This window comes from Oceanicella sp. (assembly GCF_056449545.1).
Genome location: NZ_JBWOMN010000055.1, coordinates 13,314 through 27,988, shown reverse-complemented (window position 1 = coordinate 27,988; position 14,675 = coordinate 13,314). Strand labels below are relative to the sequence as shown.

At 68.8% G+C, this 14,675-nt stretch carries 14 protein-coding genes and 1 tRNA gene; 5 read left to right on the top strand and 10 right to left on the bottom strand.

The window, feature by feature from the left end; all coding sequences use genetic code 11:
* The first annotated feature begins 20 nt into the window (after positions 1-20).
* The 3 genes from AC1HC7_RS07495 to AC1HC7_RS07485 all read left to right on the top strand — a co-directional run bounded on the left by AC1HC7_RS07495 (position 21) and on the right by AC1HC7_RS07485 (position 2,675).
* Positions 21-944, top strand: a complete 924-nt coding sequence (locus AC1HC7_RS07495) for a DUF2950 family protein (protein ID WP_479497757.1) — start codon at positions 21-23, stop codon at positions 942-944.
* Positions 945-949: 5 nt separating this feature from the next.
* Positions 950-1,483, top strand: coding sequence for a DNA polymerase III subunit chi (locus tag AC1HC7_RS07490; protein WP_479497756.1), 534 nt, complete (start codon positions 950-952; stop codon positions 1,481-1,483).
* A 245-nt stretch (positions 1,484-1,728) separates the two neighbouring features.
* Positions 1,729-2,675 (top strand): IS630 family transposase gene (locus AC1HC7_RS07485; protein ID WP_479497755.1). Its coding sequence is split into 2 segments (ribosomal slippage): positions 1,729-2,071 and positions 2,071-2,675, totalling 948 coding nucleotides; the frame shifts between segments, so codons are not numbered across the junction.
* 12 nt (positions 2,676-2,687) lie between these two features.
* Here the strand turns inward: AC1HC7_RS07485 and AC1HC7_RS07480 are convergent.
* Genes AC1HC7_RS07480 through AC1HC7_RS07465 form a run of 4 tightly spaced genes read right to left on the bottom strand, consistent with a single transcriptional unit; the run spans position 2,688 to position 6,272 of the window.
* Positions 2,688-3,269: a retropepsin-like aspartic protease family protein gene (locus tag AC1HC7_RS07480; protein ID WP_479497754.1), complete on the bottom strand. Its 582-nt coding sequence runs from the start codon at positions 3,267-3,269 to the stop codon at positions 2,688-2,690.
* A gap of 38 nt (positions 3,270-3,307) precedes the next feature.
* On the bottom strand, positions 3,308-5,209 hold the full coding sequence (locus tag AC1HC7_RS07475) for an ABC-F family ATP-binding cassette domain-containing protein (protein ID WP_479497753.1): 1,902 nt from the start codon (positions 5,207-5,209) through the stop codon (positions 3,308-3,310).
* A 56-nt stretch (positions 5,210-5,265) separates the two neighbouring features.
* Positions 5,266-5,778, bottom strand: a complete 513-nt coding sequence (locus tag AC1HC7_RS07470; RefSeq protein ID WP_479497752.1) for a MaoC family dehydratase — start codon at positions 5,776-5,778, stop codon at positions 5,266-5,268.
* Positions 5,778-6,272 (bottom strand): DinB family protein, encoded by a 495-nt coding sequence (locus AC1HC7_RS07465; protein WP_479497751.1) that lies wholly within the window; start codon positions 6,270-6,272, stop codon positions 5,778-5,780. Before AC1HC7_RS07465 ends, AC1HC7_RS07470 begins: the two co-directional genes overlap by 1 nt.
* A gap of 104 nt (positions 6,273-6,376) precedes the next feature.
* Between AC1HC7_RS07465 and ndk the strand changes: the two genes are divergently transcribed.
* Complete coding sequence (ndk, locus tag AC1HC7_RS07460; protein ID WP_479497750.1) at positions 6,377-6,799, top strand: nucleoside-diphosphate kinase; 423 nt, start codon at positions 6,377-6,379, stop codon at positions 6,797-6,799.
* A 141-nt stretch (positions 6,800-6,940) separates the two neighbouring features.
* Here ndk and purN read toward each other — a convergent pair whose 3' ends face one another.
* Together purN and purM are read right to left on the bottom strand one after the other, a co-directional pair.
* Complete coding sequence (gene purN / locus AC1HC7_RS07455) at positions 6,941-7,555, bottom strand: phosphoribosylglycinamide formyltransferase (RefSeq protein WP_479497749.1); 615 nt, start codon at positions 7,553-7,555, stop codon at positions 6,941-6,943.
* Positions 7,552-8,598: a phosphoribosylformylglycinamidine cyclo-ligase gene (gene purM / locus AC1HC7_RS07450; RefSeq protein ID WP_479497748.1), complete on the bottom strand. Its 1,047-nt coding sequence runs from the start codon at positions 8,596-8,598 to the stop codon at positions 7,552-7,554. Before purM ends, purN begins: the two co-directional genes overlap by 4 nt.
* 150 nt (positions 8,599-8,748) lie before the next feature.
* Between purM and AC1HC7_RS07445 the strand changes: the two genes are divergently transcribed.
* Positions 8,749-8,825, top strand: a tRNA-Arg gene (locus AC1HC7_RS07445).
* Positions 8,826-8,976: 151 nt separating this feature from the next.
* Here AC1HC7_RS07445 and AC1HC7_RS07440 read toward each other — a convergent pair.
* From AC1HC7_RS07440 to AC1HC7_RS07425, 4 genes are all read right to left on the bottom strand, one after another.
* Positions 8,977-10,461, bottom strand: coding sequence for an FGGY-family carbohydrate kinase (locus AC1HC7_RS07440; protein WP_479498890.1), 1,485 nt, complete (start codon positions 10,459-10,461; stop codon positions 8,977-8,979).
* 1 nt (position 10,462) lies between these two features.
* Positions 10,463-11,236: a DeoR/GlpR family DNA-binding transcription regulator gene (locus tag AC1HC7_RS07435; protein WP_479497746.1), complete on the bottom strand. Its 774-nt coding sequence runs from the start codon at positions 11,234-11,236 to the stop codon at positions 10,463-10,465.
* 151 nt (positions 11,237-11,387) lie between these two features.
* The gene (locus AC1HC7_RS07430; RefSeq protein WP_479497745.1) at positions 11,388-13,478 is read right to left on the bottom strand and encodes a bifunctional rhamnulose-1-phosphate aldolase/short-chain dehydrogenase; all 2,091 of its coding nucleotides are present in this window, start codon (positions 13,476-13,478) and stop codon (positions 11,388-11,390) included.
* 81 nt (positions 13,479-13,559) lie between these two features.
* On the bottom strand, positions 13,560-14,672 hold the full coding sequence (locus AC1HC7_RS07425) for an autoinducer 2 ABC transporter substrate-binding protein (RefSeq protein WP_479498889.1): 1,113 nt from the start codon (positions 14,670-14,672) through the stop codon (positions 13,560-13,562).
* Positions 14,673-14,675 lie beyond the last annotated feature (3 nt).

Sequence of the window (14,675 nt, the reverse complement as noted above, 5' to 3'; positions counted from 1 at the left end):
AAACAGCGAGGATGATGCAGATGACAAGATTGACCAGTGTCGCCGCCGCCGCGTTCATGGCGCTGGCGGCGGCGTTTCCCGGCGCGGCGTTCGCGCAGCAGGTGTTCGAGACCCCCAAAGCCGCCGCCGAGGCGCTGATCGCCGCCGCCGGGTCGGGGGATTCCGAACAGGTGTTCGCGATTTTCGGGGACGGCGCGCGCGAGGTGCTGTCCTCGGGCGTCGACGGGGTCGATCAGCAGTCATTCGAGGAATTCACCGACGCCGCCGGGGTCGCGGCCAACGTGATCACCCGCGAGGACGGGGAGACCGTGCTCTATGTCGGGATCTCGCAATGGCCCTTCCCGGTGCATCTGGTGAAATCGGCCGCGGGCTGGGCGTTCGACCTCGACGGGGCGCGCGACGAGATCCTCAATCGCCGCATCGGCGAGAACGAGCTGGACGTGATCGAGACCATGCGCATCTATGTCACCGCGCAGCGTGAATTCATGATCCGCGACCCGGATGGCGACCGGGTCATGGCCTATGCGGACTCCTTCATCAGCGACCCGGGGCGCAAGAACGGGCTGTATTGGCCGGTCGAGGACGGAGAGGAGCCGAGCCCGTTCGGCCCGCTGGCCGCGCGCGCCGCCGCCGAGGGCTACGAGGTCGAGGGCGAACGGCGCGACCCGACGCCGTTTCAGGGCTATTTCTACCGGGTGCTGACGGCGCAGGGCGACAGCGCGCCGGGCGGGGCCATGGATTACATGGTCAACGGCTATCAACTGGCCGGATTCGCGATGATCGCCTTCCCCGCCGCCTATGGGGAAAGCGGGGTGATGAGCTTCATCGTCGGGCCCGCCGGGGTGATCTATGAACGGGATCTGGGCGAGGACACCGCCGCCGCCGCCGCCGCCATCGAGGCCTTTGATCCCGACGACGGCTGGACGGCGCTGTCGGGCGGCTGAGGGCCGTGAGCGAGACCGGCGAGACGGGCGAGACGGGCGCCGAACCGGGGGCTGAACCGGGGGCCGAACCGGGGGCCGGGACCGAAGTGCTGTTCTATCACCTGACGGCGCGCCCGCTGGACTCCGTGGCGCCGGAGATCCTGGAAAAATGCCTTGAGCGGGGCTGGAAGGTGGTGCTGCGGGCCGGTTCGACGGAGCGGGTGGCGGCGCTGAACGCGCAGCTCTGGACGTTTCGCGACGACGGCTTCCTGCCGCATGGCGCGGCGGGCGACGGATCGGTGGACCGACAGCCGATCTACCTGACGACGGGGGACGAGATCCCCAACGGGGCCGAGGTGCTGATGCTGGTGGACGGGGCCCGCGCCGACCCGGCGGAGATGACCCGCTTCACCCGCGTGGCGCTGATGTTCGACGGCCACGACCCGGCGGCGCTGGACGCCGCCCGCGCCGCCTGGCGCGCGACCGCGGGCGCCGGGCTGAAGGCGATCTACTGGGCGCAGGAAGATGGCCGCTGGGTCAAGAAACGCGTCAGCGGCTGATGCCTTGTCCCGGGGGGCGCGGCGTCATGTCGAGACCCCATGCGGTCATCATGATCCGCCGGTTTTTTTTACATCCCCTGATATCAACGACATGAAACCCGCTCATCCGTGGTCCCCCGTCCCCGCGCAGACCGGCCCTCCAATGACCGCTAGAGCAGTTTTCAGGCTCCCCGATTCGTTGAGGGGATTCACGAATGCGGGTTGATGTGCGATTCCGTGCCCACACGAGATGTGGAGGTGGGAGCATGTCGCGAGCGTATTCTGCGGACCTCAGAGAGCGAGTTCTGGACGCGGTTGCGGATGGGAGTTCGGCCCGCGCGGCGGCGGCGCGGTTCGGGATCGGGGTGGCGACGGCGGTTCGCTGGCTCCGGCGCTGGCGCGACATCGGCCATCGGGCGGCCTATCGGCAAGGCCATCCGACCCGCTCGCCGCTCGATGCGCATGAAACGTTCTTGATCGCGCTGGTCGAGGCCGCGCCGGACATCACGCTCGATGAGATGCGCGCCCGGCTGCGCGACGACAGGGGCGTCTCGGTCGCGCGCAGCACCATCTGGCGCTTCTTCTCCCGACGCGGCTGGACGGTCAAGAAAAGTCTGGACACGCCGACGAGCAGGTGCGCGCGGATGTGGCGGCCGCCCGGCAGGCCTGGTTCGATGGGCAGCCCGATCTCGATCCCGCGCGTCTGATCTTCATCGATGAAACCTGGCTGAACACGAAGAGGGCGCGGCTCCGCGGGCGGGCGCCCCGCGGCGAGCGGCTGCGCATGGGCATGCCGCACGGCCACTGGAAGACCACGACCTTTGTCGCCGGCCTGCGCCTCTGCGGCATCGACGCGCCGATGCTCGTCGACGGCCCGATCAACGGAGAGATCTTCAAGGCCTGTGTCGAACGGGTTCTGGTCCCGACGCTGCGCCCCGGCGACGTCGTGATCATGGACAACCTCGGCAGCCACAAGGGTCAGGCGGTGCGCGCCGCGATCGAGGCGGCAGGCGCCGAACTCCGCTTCCTTCCGCCCTGCAGTCCCGACTTCAACCCCATCGAGAATGCATTCGCCAAGCTCAAGGCGCTCCTGCGAAAGGCCGCCGCTCGCAGTCGCGACCTCCTCCGGGACGCCGTCGCAGGCGTCATCGAAAAATACGAGCCGAACGAATGCGCCAACCACTTCGCCGCCGCAGGATATGAGCCGGAATAGATGGAATCTGCTCTAGCGAACCAGGGTCAGGCGGTCGCCTTCCACGGTGATGCGGCGGAAGCGGTCGAGATAGCTCATGCCGAGCAGGGAGCCGAACAGGTCGCCCTGGTTGACGGTGGCGCGGATGTTGCGGTCGGTGACGCCGCCGAGGGTGATCGTGCGCAGCACGACGGGGGCGCCTTTCACCGGGCCGTTGGCGGTTTGCGCGGTTTCGGTGTAGCGCAGGGCCCCGAGGTCGATGCCCACGCGCTGGGCGTCGCGCCGGGTCAGCACCACGTCGGAGGCGCCGGTGTCGATGACGAACAGCACCGGCACGCCGTTGACCTCGAGCTGGGCGCGGAAATGCCCGTCCTCGCCGCGGCGCAGGCGGATCTCGTCGCCCGCCACCGTCGCGCGCTGCGGGAACAATCCGCCCATCAGCGTGTCCTTGAAGCCGTAGAGCGTGACGAAGCCGAGGATGATCAGCAGCCAGATCGCCGCGTCGCGCAGCCCCCGGCCCATGCGCCCGCGATAGGCGGCGAGCACGCCGGCGATGATGAAGGCGCCGAGCAGGGCCAGATAGGCGAGGCGGGCGAGACTGTCGGGGTCGTCCATTCCATTGCCTCCGGAAACGCGTTTGGCGGGGCGGGCGGTCAGCCCGCCGCGCGCTGGGCCTGTTCGAGGCGTTCCTGCGCCTGCATCCACAGGGATTCGGCGCGCTCCAGCCCCTCGACGATCTCGCCGCGCTTGATTTGCAGGGACTCGGCGTCGCCGCCATTGGCGTAGAGCTCGGGGGACATGAGGCGGGCGTCGATGCGGTCGCGCATCTGTTCGAGCTTTGAAATGCGGTCCTCGCATTTGCGCACCTCGATGCGCAGGGGGGCGAGCGCGCGGCGCGCTTGCGCGGCGTCGCGGCGCGCCTGCTTGCGCTGGCCGTCCTCGGCGGGTTTCTCGCCCGACCGGGCGCCGGATTTGCCGCCCGATCTGGCGCCGCCGCGCTGGGACAGCAGCAGGCGGCGGTAATCGTCCATGTCGCCGGCGAATTCGCTGACCCCGCCGTCATGCACCAGCCACAGCCGGTCGGCGACGCTTTCCACCAGATGCGGGTCGTGGCTGACCAGGATCACCGCGCCTGAATAGGCCGACAGCGCCTGCACCAGCGCCTCGCGGCTTTCGATGTCGAGATGGTTGGTCGGCTCGTCGAGCACCAGCACATGGGGCGCGTCGAGGGCGGCGAGCGCCATCAGCAGCCGCGCTTTCTGGCCGCCCGAAAGCCGCCCGACCTCGGTCGCGGCGATGTCGGCGCCGATGCCCGATTGCGCCAGCTGGGCGCGCAGCTTGCCCGGCGCGGCGTCGGGGCGGCGGCGCTGGATGTGCTGGATCGGGGTCTCGTCGAGCACCAGTTCGTCGACCTGGTGCTGGGCGAAATAGCCGACTTTCAGCTTGCCCGACGCGCGGTAGCTGCCCTCATACGGCTTCAGCCGCCCGGCGATCAGCTTTGACAGCGTCGATTTGCCCTGGCCGTTGGCGCCGAGCAGGGCGATGCGGTCATCCTGGTCGATGCGGAATTTCAGGCGCCGGAGCACCGGCTTGCCGTCATAGCCGATGGCCACGTCCTCGGCCGAGATCAGCGGCGGCGCCAGTTCCCTGGGCGAGGGGAAGGCGAAGCCGGAGACGGCGTTTTCCACCAGCGCGGATATGGGCTTCATGCGTTCGAGCATCTTCAGGCGGGCCTGGGCCTGCTTGGCCTTGCTGGCCTTGTAGCGGAAACGGTCGACGAAGCTCTGGATATGGGCGCGCTGGGCGTCCTGCTTGCGGGCCGCCGAGGCGGTCTGTTCAAGCTTCAGGCGGCGTTCGGTTTCAAACTGGTCGTAGCGGCCGCCATAGAGGGTCAGCTTGCGGTGTTCCAGATGCAGGATGTTGTCGACGGCGCGGTTGAGCAGCCCGCGATCATGCGAAATCACCAGCATGGTGGCGGGGTAGGTGGCCAGGAAGCCTTCGAGCCAGACCGCGCCTTCGAGGTCGAGATAGTTGGTCGGTTCGTCCAGCAGCAGGTAATCGGGGCGCGAGAACAGCACCGCCGCCAGCGCCACGCGCATGCGCCAGCCGCCGGAAAATTCCTTGCAGGCGCGGGCCTGCGCGGGCGCGTCAAAGCCGAGCCCGTGCAGAATCGAGGCGGCGCGGGCCTCGGCGGAATGGGCGTCGATCTCCGCCAGCCGCATGTGGATCTCGGCGATGCGGGCGGGGTCCTGGGCGGTTTCGGATTCGGCCAGCAGGGCGTCGCGTTCGGCGTCGGCGGCGAGCACGGTGGTCAGCAGGCTGTCATCGGAGGCCGGGGCCTCCTGCGCCACGCCGCCCATGCGGGCGCCGCGGGGGATTTCGATGCTGCCGCCGTCGAGCGGCAATTCGCCCCGGATCAGGCGGAACAGCGTGGTCTTGCCGGCGCCGTTGCGCCCGACGATGCCCACCTTCTTGCCGGTGGGCACGATGGCCGAGGCGTCCTCGAACAACGGCTTTCCGGCCATGGCGAAGGTTATGTTGCGAATCGCGAGCATGGGCGGCGGTTTAGCCTGCCGCGCGGGCGTTGGAAAGCCGGGCGCGACAGGGGGGCTCAGGCGGGGCGGGTTTCGGGATGGTTTTCGGGGCGGTCTTCGGGGCGGTCTTCGGGGCGGTTTTCGGGGCGGCGCAGGAAAAACCCGGCGGAGGTCCAGCGCATCACCTCCTCGTCGCGCTGGTTGAGCACCGCGTAGCCGATGCGGCAAATGCCGAGATGCGGACGGGAGGCGGAGACGCGGGCCTCCAGCACCTCGGCGACCACGTGGATGGTGTCGCCGGGGCGCACCGGGGCGATCCAGCGGATCTCCTCCATGCCCGGGGAGCCCTGGGAGGAGGGGTTCATGATCTTTTCCGCCTGGAACAGCCGGAAGGCGGTGATCATGGTCTGGAAGCCCGAGGCGATCAGCCCGCCATAGATCGAGTCCCTGGCCGCCTCGACGTCGAGATGGAAGGGCTGGGGATCGAAGCGAAAGGCGAAATCGAGGATCGAGCTTTCGGTGATGGTGGCGCCGGGGGTGGTGATGACGGTTCCGGGGGTGAAATCCTCGAACCAGCAGGGGTCTCTCATCAGGTCTGTTCTCGCACGTAATAGATCAGGTCGAGCGCCGGGGCGGCGCCGGTCAGGCGGGTGAGCATGGCGTGGCACTGGCCGCGATGGTGGGTCTGGTGGTTGAAGACATGCGCCAGCACCTGCCCGAGCGGCTGGGTCTGGCTTTCGCCGGCGACGTTCACATAGGCGAGGTCGGCGGCGATGCGGGCCTGGGTGAGCTCCTCCGCGAGTCGGATGATGTCGTCGTCCATGGCGGCGCGGGCGGCGGCGAGGTCGTCGAAATCGTCATGCGCAATGTGATCGAGCGGCCAGCGCGGCGGCGGGTCGCCGCGAATGCGCGCGCACCAGAGCACGTCGGTGACCAGCAGGTGATTGATCGTGCCCAGCAGCGAGCCGAAGGCGGCCCCGAGGTCGCGCCGCCGGTCCCTGTCGGGCAGCGCCGCGCAGGCGGCGGCGAGCCGCGCGTTGGCCCAGGCGTTGTAGGCGGCCATCATCTGGAAATGCGCTTTCATGCGGGTCCTTCCCATTCTATCGAGCCCATGCTATCGGGCGCGCGAAACGGATGCCGTTCGGGGCGGGGGTTTTCCCCGTCCCGCCATAGCGAGAGGATACCCCCATGGCCGTCGAGCGCACGCTCTCCATCATCAAGCCGGACGCCACCAACCGCAACCTCACCGGCGCGATCAACGCCAAGTTCGAGGCCGCGGGGCTGCGCATCATCGCCCAGAAGCGGGTGCGGCTGACCGAGGATCAGGCCGGGACCTTCTACGGGGTGCACCGCGAGCGGCCGTTCTTCGGCGAACTGGTGGAATTCATGTGCTCGGCGCCGGTGGTGCTGCAGGTGCTGGAAGGCGAGGGCGCGATCGCAAAAAATCGCGAAGTGATGGGCGCCACCAACCCCGCCGAGGCGGCCGAGGGCACCATCCGCAAGGAATTCGCGCTGTCGCTGGGCGAGAATTCGGTGCACGGGTCCGATGCGCCGGAGACCGCGGCGGTGGAGATCGCCTATTTCTTCTCGGGTCTCGAACTGGTGGGCTGAGCCGCGGTTCAGTCAGACGGCGCCCGCCTGACGGCGGGCAAGCGATTCCTCAGGCCGCCCCCTTGCGGGGGCGGCCTTCAGGTTGGCGCCCGGGGCTGGCGGTGTTTTGCCATTCGCGCGGCGGGGCGATTCCCGGACGCGTCAGGGCTGGTCGAGAATCGCCAGCTTGCGCCGGTCGCCGGCGGCGAAGCGGCGCAGCGCCGCCGGATACAGGCGGTGTTCCTGTTTCAGCACCCGCGCGGCGAGGGTTTCGGCGGTGTCGCCCTCGATCACCGGCACGACCGCCTGGCCGAGAATCGGGCCCTCGTCGAGATCAGCCGTCGCCTCGTGCACCGTGCAGCCATGCACCGCCACGCCGGCGTCGAGCGCGCGCCGATGGGTGTGCAGCCCGCGAAACAGCGGCAGCAATGACGGGTGGATGTTGATGATGCGCCCGCGCCAGAAATCCATGAAGCCCGGGGTCAGGATGCGCATGAACCCGGCGAGGCAGATCAGGTCGGCGCCGGCCCTGGCCAGTTTCGCCTGCAGCGCCGATTCGAACGCGGCGCGGTCGCCCTTGTAGGGGCGGTGGTCGATGGCGGCCGTGGCGACGCCGCGCGCGGCGGCTTTCGTCAGGCCCCCGGCGTCCGGGTCGTTGGCGAGGACCAGCGCCGGGGTCGCCGGGTGGTCGGGGGCCTGCATGGAGTCCAGCAGGCGGAGCATGTTGGAGCCGCCGCCCGAGATCAGGATGGCGACGCGGCGTTTGGCGGCGCTCACGCAAGCGCCCCGGCGAAGCGGATGCCGGCTTCCTCGGAGACCACGCCGATGCGGCGCACGGTCTCGCCCTCGGCGCGCAGCAGATCGGCGATCGCGTCGGCGCGGGCCGGGTCGCAGACCAGCGCCATGCCGATGCCGCAGTTGAAGGTTTTCAGGGCCTCGTCCGGCGCGACGCCGCCGGTCTCGATCAGCCAGCCGAACACCGGCGGCAGCGGCCAGGCGTCGAGCGCGATGTCCGCGCCGAGGGTTTCGGGCAGCGCGCGGGGCAGGTTTTCCGCGAGCCCGCCGCCGGTGACATGGGCCAGCGCCCGCACTCCGCCGGCGCGAATCGCGCTGAGCGCCGGGCGCGCGTAGATGCGGGTGGGGGCGAGCAGCGCGGCGCCGAGGCGCTGGTCGGGCGCGAAGGGCGCGGGGGCGTCCCAGCCCAGGCCGCTGATCTCGACGATGCGGCGGACAAGCGAGTAGCCGTTGGAATGCACGCCGCTGGACGCGAGTCCCAGCAGCACGTCGCCGGGGACGCAGGCGACGGGCAGGGCGGCGCCGCGCTCCATGGCGCCGACGGCAAACCCCGCGAGGTCGAAATCGCCGGGCGGATACATGCCGGGCATCTCGGCGGTCTCGCCGCCGATCAGCGCCGCGCCGGCGGACTTGCAGCCCCTGGCGATGCCCGCGATCACCCGCGCGCCCTCGTCCACGGACAGCTTGCCGGTGGCGAAATAGTCGAGGAAGAACAATGGCTCGGCGCCCTGGCAGACCAGATCGTTGACGCACATGGCGACCAGGTCGACGCCGACGCCGTCAAGTTCGCCGGTGTCGATGGCGATGCGCAGCTTGGTGCCGACGCCGTCGGTGGCGGCGACCAGCACCGGGTCCCTGAAGCCCGCGGCCCCGAGGTCGAACAGCGCCCCGAAGCCGCCGAGCCCGTCCATGACGCCGGGGCGGCGGGTGGCGGCGGCGGCGGGCTTGATGCGTTCGACCAGCGCGGCGCCGGCGTCGATGTCAACGCCGGCGTCGCGGTAGGTCAGGCGGTTCCTGATGGTCATGTCCGGGGCTCCTGCTGGCTTGGCGCGTCATAGCGCAGCGCGGGGCGGGGGGGAAGGGCGCGGGCGCAATGTCGCGGGCGGGAAGGGGGCGCGGGTCGATCTGGCGACGGTTGACCGCGCGGCGCGGGGGACGGTAAATGCGCCGCAGACGGTCCCTTAGCTCAACTGGATAGAGCAGCTGACTTCTAATCAGCAGGTTGCAGGTTCGAGTCCTGCAGGGATCGCCAGTTTGCCGCTGATCTGGATGGCGATCGCGCGTGGCGGCGCGCCGGCTGCTTTTCGCCTGCGCGCCACGCGGCGCGATTTCGCGCGGATCATGTCTGGCGGCGCCGGTCCGGGGGCGATCCGGGCGCGGGGCGTTGAATTCATGCCGGGGGGCTATCCTTGCTCGCCCGCGCATGAGGCCTGCGCGATGGGCCGCGGCGCGATCCCCTCGGGATAGCCGCGCTTGGCCCATGCGTGATCGACCAGCGCGCGCCAGCGTTGACGATGCCGGCGCAGGCCCGCGACGCCGAGCGGCTGGACCGGGTGGAGATTTCCGGCAAAGGGGCGGCGGCCGGTCGCCTCGAAGGCAAGCGCCGCGGCGCCCAGGGCGCTGCCCTCGGAAACCGGACTGGCGCGCACGCTCTGGCCGGGCCGCAATTGCGCGATCAGGCCGGCGTAGACCGGGGATTTCACCAGCCCCCCGTCGATGATCAGCGGATTGTCCGATTGGATCAGATCCAGGCAGAGATCGGTCATCAGGGCCACGTAGAGGATGGCCAGCGCCGCGTGGTCCCCGGGCCCGGGCGCCGGGCCGATCAGCCCGCCCTCGATATCCGCCATGGGTCCGGCGGCGGCGAAGCCGGGCAGCGCGAACATGTCCCGTTCGATCAGGCTTTCGATCGTCGAGGGGCTGGTCTTCGATCGCTCGCCCCGGGCGACGAGGTCGTTTTCCCGCCCGCCCATGAAGCGGATCGTCGCCACCGGTTCATGATCGACAGTGACGTTGGCCAGCATGTCCCGGCGCATGTCCAGCGCCGCCGCCGGGCAGTCCGGGTTGAAGATGATGACCCAGGTTCCCGTCGACACCAGGGTGAAATTCCCTTCGGTCACCGAACGATGGTAGTGCAGGGCGGCGTTGGAATCATGCACGCCGTTATGCACCGAGATGGTTTTTTCCGCGCCGTTTGCCAGTTTGAGCGCGCAATGGCCGATCACCTCGCCGGCCCGGGCGAAGCGGGGCAGTTTCGGGCGCCAGTCGCGGGCCGCGACCAGCGAGGAGAAATCGTCCTTCAACGGCGCCCAGAGGTCGGAATGACAGCCGAGATAGGAGACCTCGCTGCGCTTTTGCCCCGACAGCCGCCACGACCAGTACTGAGGATAGGTCAGAATCGCGTCGACCTGGGCGCAGGTTTCCGGGTGGGCCAGTTCCATCCAGAGCAGATGGCGCGAAAAGTTCAGGCCCAGCGGCAGGGGCGGCGAACAGGTTTCGCTGAAATCGGGGATCTGCGCGGCGATGATGTCGCTGAAGCGGGCGGGGACCGCCTGTTCGTAATCCAGAATGGGCAGCGCCAGGTCGCCCCCCCTGATCAGCGCGAATGTGCAGCCATGGCCCGAAAACATCACCCCGCCTATGCAATGCCTTTCGGCGGCATCGGCCAGTTTTTCCCGGATCCAGGCGGCGCTGGCCGGTTCGTCGAGGATCGAGACGCCGTTCGCCGCCACCCAATGCGGCGCGGTGCGATATTCCTCGACGATGTCGCCCTGATCGGAAAACACGAAGATCTTGGTGTTGGTCTTGCCCAGATCCACCACGGCGATTGGCGGGGCGGTTGCGGGGGCGGTTGCGGGGGCGGTTGGGGGGGCGTCGCCGGGCGTCATGTCAGGACCCCTCCGGGTCGATCGCGACGACGCGCAGATCCACCCCCTGATCCTCGAGCATCTTCGCGCAGTTGTCGCTGACGTTCTCGTCGGTGATCACCACGCCGACGCGGGAAAACGGCAGGGCGACGATGCGGGCGTGAATATCGAATTTCCGGCTGTCGATCATGACGATGATCTCATCGACCCAAGCCGCGAACATCTGCGTCAGTTCGACGATCAGCGGGTGGGATTCAAGCAGGCCTTCCGGGCCGACGCCTTGCGCGCCGAGAAAGAACCGCGAGGCGAAGAACGGGTTCGAGACCCGGTTCGGGTCATGGAAGGTTCCCGGCTCCCGATGCACTTCGCCGCCGGCGACGTTCAGGTTGCAGGCGCCGTTTTCCCCCAGGAAAGCCGCCAGGGGCACGGAGTTGGTGAACAGGGTCACGTTGCGCCGCGCCAGAAGGACCCCAAGCGCATAGCAGGTCGATCCGGCGTGAACGATCAGGCGGTCGCCGTCGCGCACCAGTTTCGCCGCCTCGCGGGCGATGGCGCGCTTGGCTTCGACCGCCAGTCCCAGGTTTTCGTCGAACGGGCGGGCCGGCTGGTTGGAGCGGGTCGAGCCTTCACGGGTGGCGACGCCGCCGTAGACCTTGCGCGCCAGGCCCAGATCGTCCAGCCGGTCGATGTCGCGGCGTATGGTGGAGGCGGATACGTCGAGGGTGGCTTGCAGATCGCGCACCGAGGCGAACGGGCGGTCCCGCAGCAGCGCCAGAATCGTTTGATGTCGGTCCATGCGTCCGATCCGTGCTGGTTTCGTTCAAACGTCGCCGCCGTCGCCGCCGCCGTCGCCCGACGCTCCGAAGCGGGTGTCGCCGATGGCGGTCCTGCGCGGCCGGGTCGTCCCCTTGATCGCCTGCGATGTCATGCGCCCCATCGCGGCGCCCCTAGCGAGTGAACGCATTGATGTTGCCGGCGTCGACATTGATGATGTTGCCGGTGGATTTCTCGGACTGGTCCGAGGCGAGAAAACAGACCGCCCGGGCGATGTCATGGGGAAAGACCGAGCGCTTGAGCAAGGATCGCTGCCGGTAGTGTTCCTCGAGGCCCCGCTTGTCGGCGCCGTGGGCTTTCGATCGCGCTTCCAGCCATTCCCCGGTCCAGATCTTCGATCCGCGCAGCACCGCGTCGGGATTGACGGTGTTGACGCGAATGCCGCGTTCGGCGCCCTCCAGCGCCAGGCAGCGGGCCAGATGGATTTCCGCGGCCTTGGCCGTGCAATAGGCGCTGGCGCCGGGCGAGGCGGCGAGGCCGTTCTTGGACGCCACGAACACCACCGCGCCGCCGATGTCCTGGCGCGTGAAACAGCGGAACGCCTCGCGGGAGACCAGGAAATACCCGGTCGAAAGAATGCCCATGGTCTTGTCCCACTGCGCCAGGCTGGTGTCCTCCACCGGCGCCGAAGCGGCGATGCCGGCATTGGAGACCACGATGTCGACCCCCCCGAAACGCACCATGGTCTTTTCGAAGGCGCCCTGAACGTCATGCTCGGCGGTGACGTCCATCTCGACCATGTCCACGACATCGCCGGAAAAATCGGCGGCCAGCTCCGCGCCGACGCGGGTCAGGGCCTCGGCGTCGATGTCGGCCAGCATCACGCAGGCGCCGTGCCGGAGCAGTTCCCGGGCGGTGGCCCGGCCGATGCCCCCGGCGCCGCCGGTGATGAAGGCCACGCGCCCGGCCAGCGATTTCGCCGCCGGCATGCGTTGCAGCTTGGCCTCCTCCAGCGCCCAGTATTCGATGTCGAACGCCTCCTGCTCGGGCAGGGCCTGATAGGTCGAAACCGCGCTCGCCCCGCGCATGACGTTGATGGCGTTGGTGTAGAATTCGGCCGCGATGCGGGCTGTCGCCTTGTCCCGGGCAAAGGTGAACATGCCGACGCCCGGGGCCAGACAGACCACGGCGTTGGGGTCGCGCATCGCCGGGCTGTCGGGGTTGGCGCAGCGCTTCCAATAGGCCGCATACTCCTCCCGATAGGCTTCGACCTGCGCCGGCAGGCCGGCGATCGTCGCCTCCGCATCCGGGTTCAGCGGGTCGAAATCGATCACCAGCGGCCGGATCTTGGTGCGCAGGAAATGGTCGGGGCAGGACGTGCCCAGCGCCGCCAGCGCCGCCATGTCATGGCTGCAGACGAATTCGAGCGCCGCTTCGCCGTCGTCGAAATGGCCCGCCTTGCGCGCGTCCCGGCTGATCAGCCCGCGAATGGCCGGCATCAGCCTGGCGGCCACGGCAAAGCGGCGCGCCGGAGAGAGCGGCGCATGCCGAGGGCCGCCGAAAGCCGCCGCGCCGGCGGTCTTGCCGTCCAGCCAGGCCATGGCCCGGTTGATGATTTCAAGGGTCAGGCCATAGCAGGATCTGGAGCTGTCCGCCCAGGTGAACAAGCCGTGGCTTTGCAGGATGACGCCCTTGGCGTCGGGGTTTTCGGCGATGAACCGGCTCAGCCGCAGCCCCAGTTCGAAGCCGGGCCGCTTCCAGGGCAGCCAGCCGATCCGGTCGCCGAAAATCTCCTGCGTCAGGGCCTGGCCGTCACGGGCCGCGGCAATGGCGATGATGGCGTCGGGATGCATGTGGTCCACGTGTCTGAAGGGCGCGTAGGCATGCAGGGGCGTGTCGATGGAGGCGGCGCGCGGATTGAGATTGAAGGTGCAGTGGGGCAGGAGAGCGACCATCTCGTCTTCGAATTCGACGCCGCGATAGATCTTTCGCAAGCTGTTCAGCCTGTCCATGCGGAGCGTGGCGAAGCCGGACAGCTGCATGGAGCCCAGATCGCCGCCGGACCCCTTGACCCAGAGCACGTCGGTCGGCGCGCCGGTGAGCGGGTCCTTGTCCCGCACCTTGGCGGAGGTGTTGCCGCCGCCGTAATTGGTGATCCGGTGATCGGAGCCCAGCAGATTGGACCGATAGAGCAGCAATCCCGGTTCATCCAGGCCGGCGGCGTGGGTGGCGTCCCACTTGTCGGGCAGGCGTTGGGCCGTCATGTGGATCACTCCGCGGAACGAGGGGGGAGGCGGCGAGGCGGGCCCGCTGGCGCGCGGGCCCGCCCGCTTCCGGACTGTCGCCTAGAAATCGAAGCCTTCGATGTTGGACTTGTTGAAGACGAAGGGCGAGCCCAGCAGGATCTCGCTGCCGTTGATCACCTGCAGCGTGCCGAGCTTGCCGGCCTCGACCGAGGCGTCGCCCGGCTTCAGCGTGCCGTCGGCGACCGCGCGCATCACATAGGCCGCGGCGTAGCCCAGATCGACCGGGTTCCACAGCACCACCGATTTCACGCAGTCCGAGGCCACATAGGGCTTCATGGCGTTGGGGGTCGCCAGCCCGACGACGGCGACCTTGCCGCACAACCCGGACTGGGTGACCGCGTCGGCGGCGGCGGGGGTGGCCACCGACGTCATGCCGACGATGCCCTGGAGATCCTCGCCGTATTTGTTGAGCAGCGTGTTGGCCTGGTTGAACGACAGGATGTTGTCTTCCTGGGCCTCCACGGTTTCAAGCCAGGTCATCTTCGGGTGGCACTGGGCCTGATAGGCCTCCATCTCGGCGATCCAGCGGGCCTGGTTCGGGGTGGTGAAGGTCGAGGTGACGATGGCGAACGCGCCGTCCTCGCCGATCTCGTCGGCCAGCGCGTCGATCAGCGTCTTGGCGATGCCGTTGAATTCGGCCTGGTTGACGAACCAGTTGCGGGCGTCGGGTTCGGAATTGGCGTCGTAGCCGACCACATTGATGCCCGCGTTCAGCGCCTTGCGCAGCACCGGGGCGATGGCGACCGGATCGTTGGCGGCGAACAGGATGCCGTCGACGCCCTGGGTGATGTAGTTGTCGATCAGGGTGATCTGATCGTCGATGTTGGCCCGGGTCGATCCGTCGGTGGTGGCCTTCATGCTGCCCATTTCGGCGGCCGCCTCGGTGATGCCCTTGGTGGTGGCGCTGAAATAGCCGATGCCCACCAGTTTGGGCACGTCGACCACGGTCAGGGGCTTGCCCGCCCGGTCCGGCGCGTTGACGGTCGATCCGCCGTCATAGTCGCGGGCCGCGACCGCGGTCGCGGCGCCGTCGCAGGCCAGGGGATTGGTGGCCTGATCGTCGGCCCCGGTCCAGTTCGCCCCGTAGGCGTTGGTGAAGCTCAGCGACATCACCGCCGCCAGGGTCGCCGCGCTCGTCAGTTTGCGTGTCATCGT

Excerpts from the sequence above, each read along its gene's own strand:
- purM (WP_479497748.1), bottom strand. The coding sequence starts at position 8,598 with ATGACCATCAGGAACCGCCTGACCTACCGCGACGCCGGCGTTGACATC.
- AC1HC7_RS07475 (WP_479497753.1), bottom strand. The coding sequence starts at position 5,209 with ATGCTCGCGATTCGCAACATAACCTTCGCCATGGCCGGAAAGCCGTTG.
- AC1HC7_RS07465 (WP_479497751.1), bottom strand. The coding sequence starts at position 6,272 with ATGAAAGCGCATTTCCAGATGATGGCCGCCTACAACGCCTGGGCCAAC.
- AC1HC7_RS07495 (WP_479497757.1), top strand. The coding sequence starts at position 21 with ATGACAAGATTGACCAGTGTCGCCGCCGCCGCGTTCATGGCGCTGGCG.
- AC1HC7_RS07470 (WP_479497752.1), bottom strand. The coding sequence starts at position 5,778 with ATGAGAGACCCCTGCTGGTTCGAGGATTTCACCCCCGGAACCGTCATC.
- ndk (WP_479497750.1), top strand. The coding sequence starts at position 6,377 with ATGGCCGTCGAGCGCACGCTCTCCATCATCAAGCCGGACGCCACCAAC.
- AC1HC7_RS07425 (WP_479498889.1), bottom strand. The coding sequence starts at position 14,672 with ATGACACGCAAACTGACGAGCGCGGCGACCCTGGCGGCGGTGATGTCG.
- AC1HC7_RS07440 (WP_479498890.1), bottom strand. The coding sequence starts at position 10,461 with ATGACGCCCGGCGACGCCCCCCCAACCGCCCCCGCAACCGCCCCCGCA.
- AC1HC7_RS07435 (WP_479497746.1), bottom strand. The coding sequence starts at position 11,236 with ATGGACCGACATCAAACGATTCTGGCGCTGCTGCGGGACCGCCCGTTC.
- AC1HC7_RS07430 (WP_479497745.1), bottom strand. The coding sequence starts at position 13,478 with ATGACGGCCCAACGCCTGCCCGACAAGTGGGACGCCACCCACGCCGCC.
- AC1HC7_RS07480 (WP_479497754.1), bottom strand. The coding sequence starts at position 3,269 with ATGGACGACCCCGACAGTCTCGCCCGCCTCGCCTATCTGGCCCTGCTC.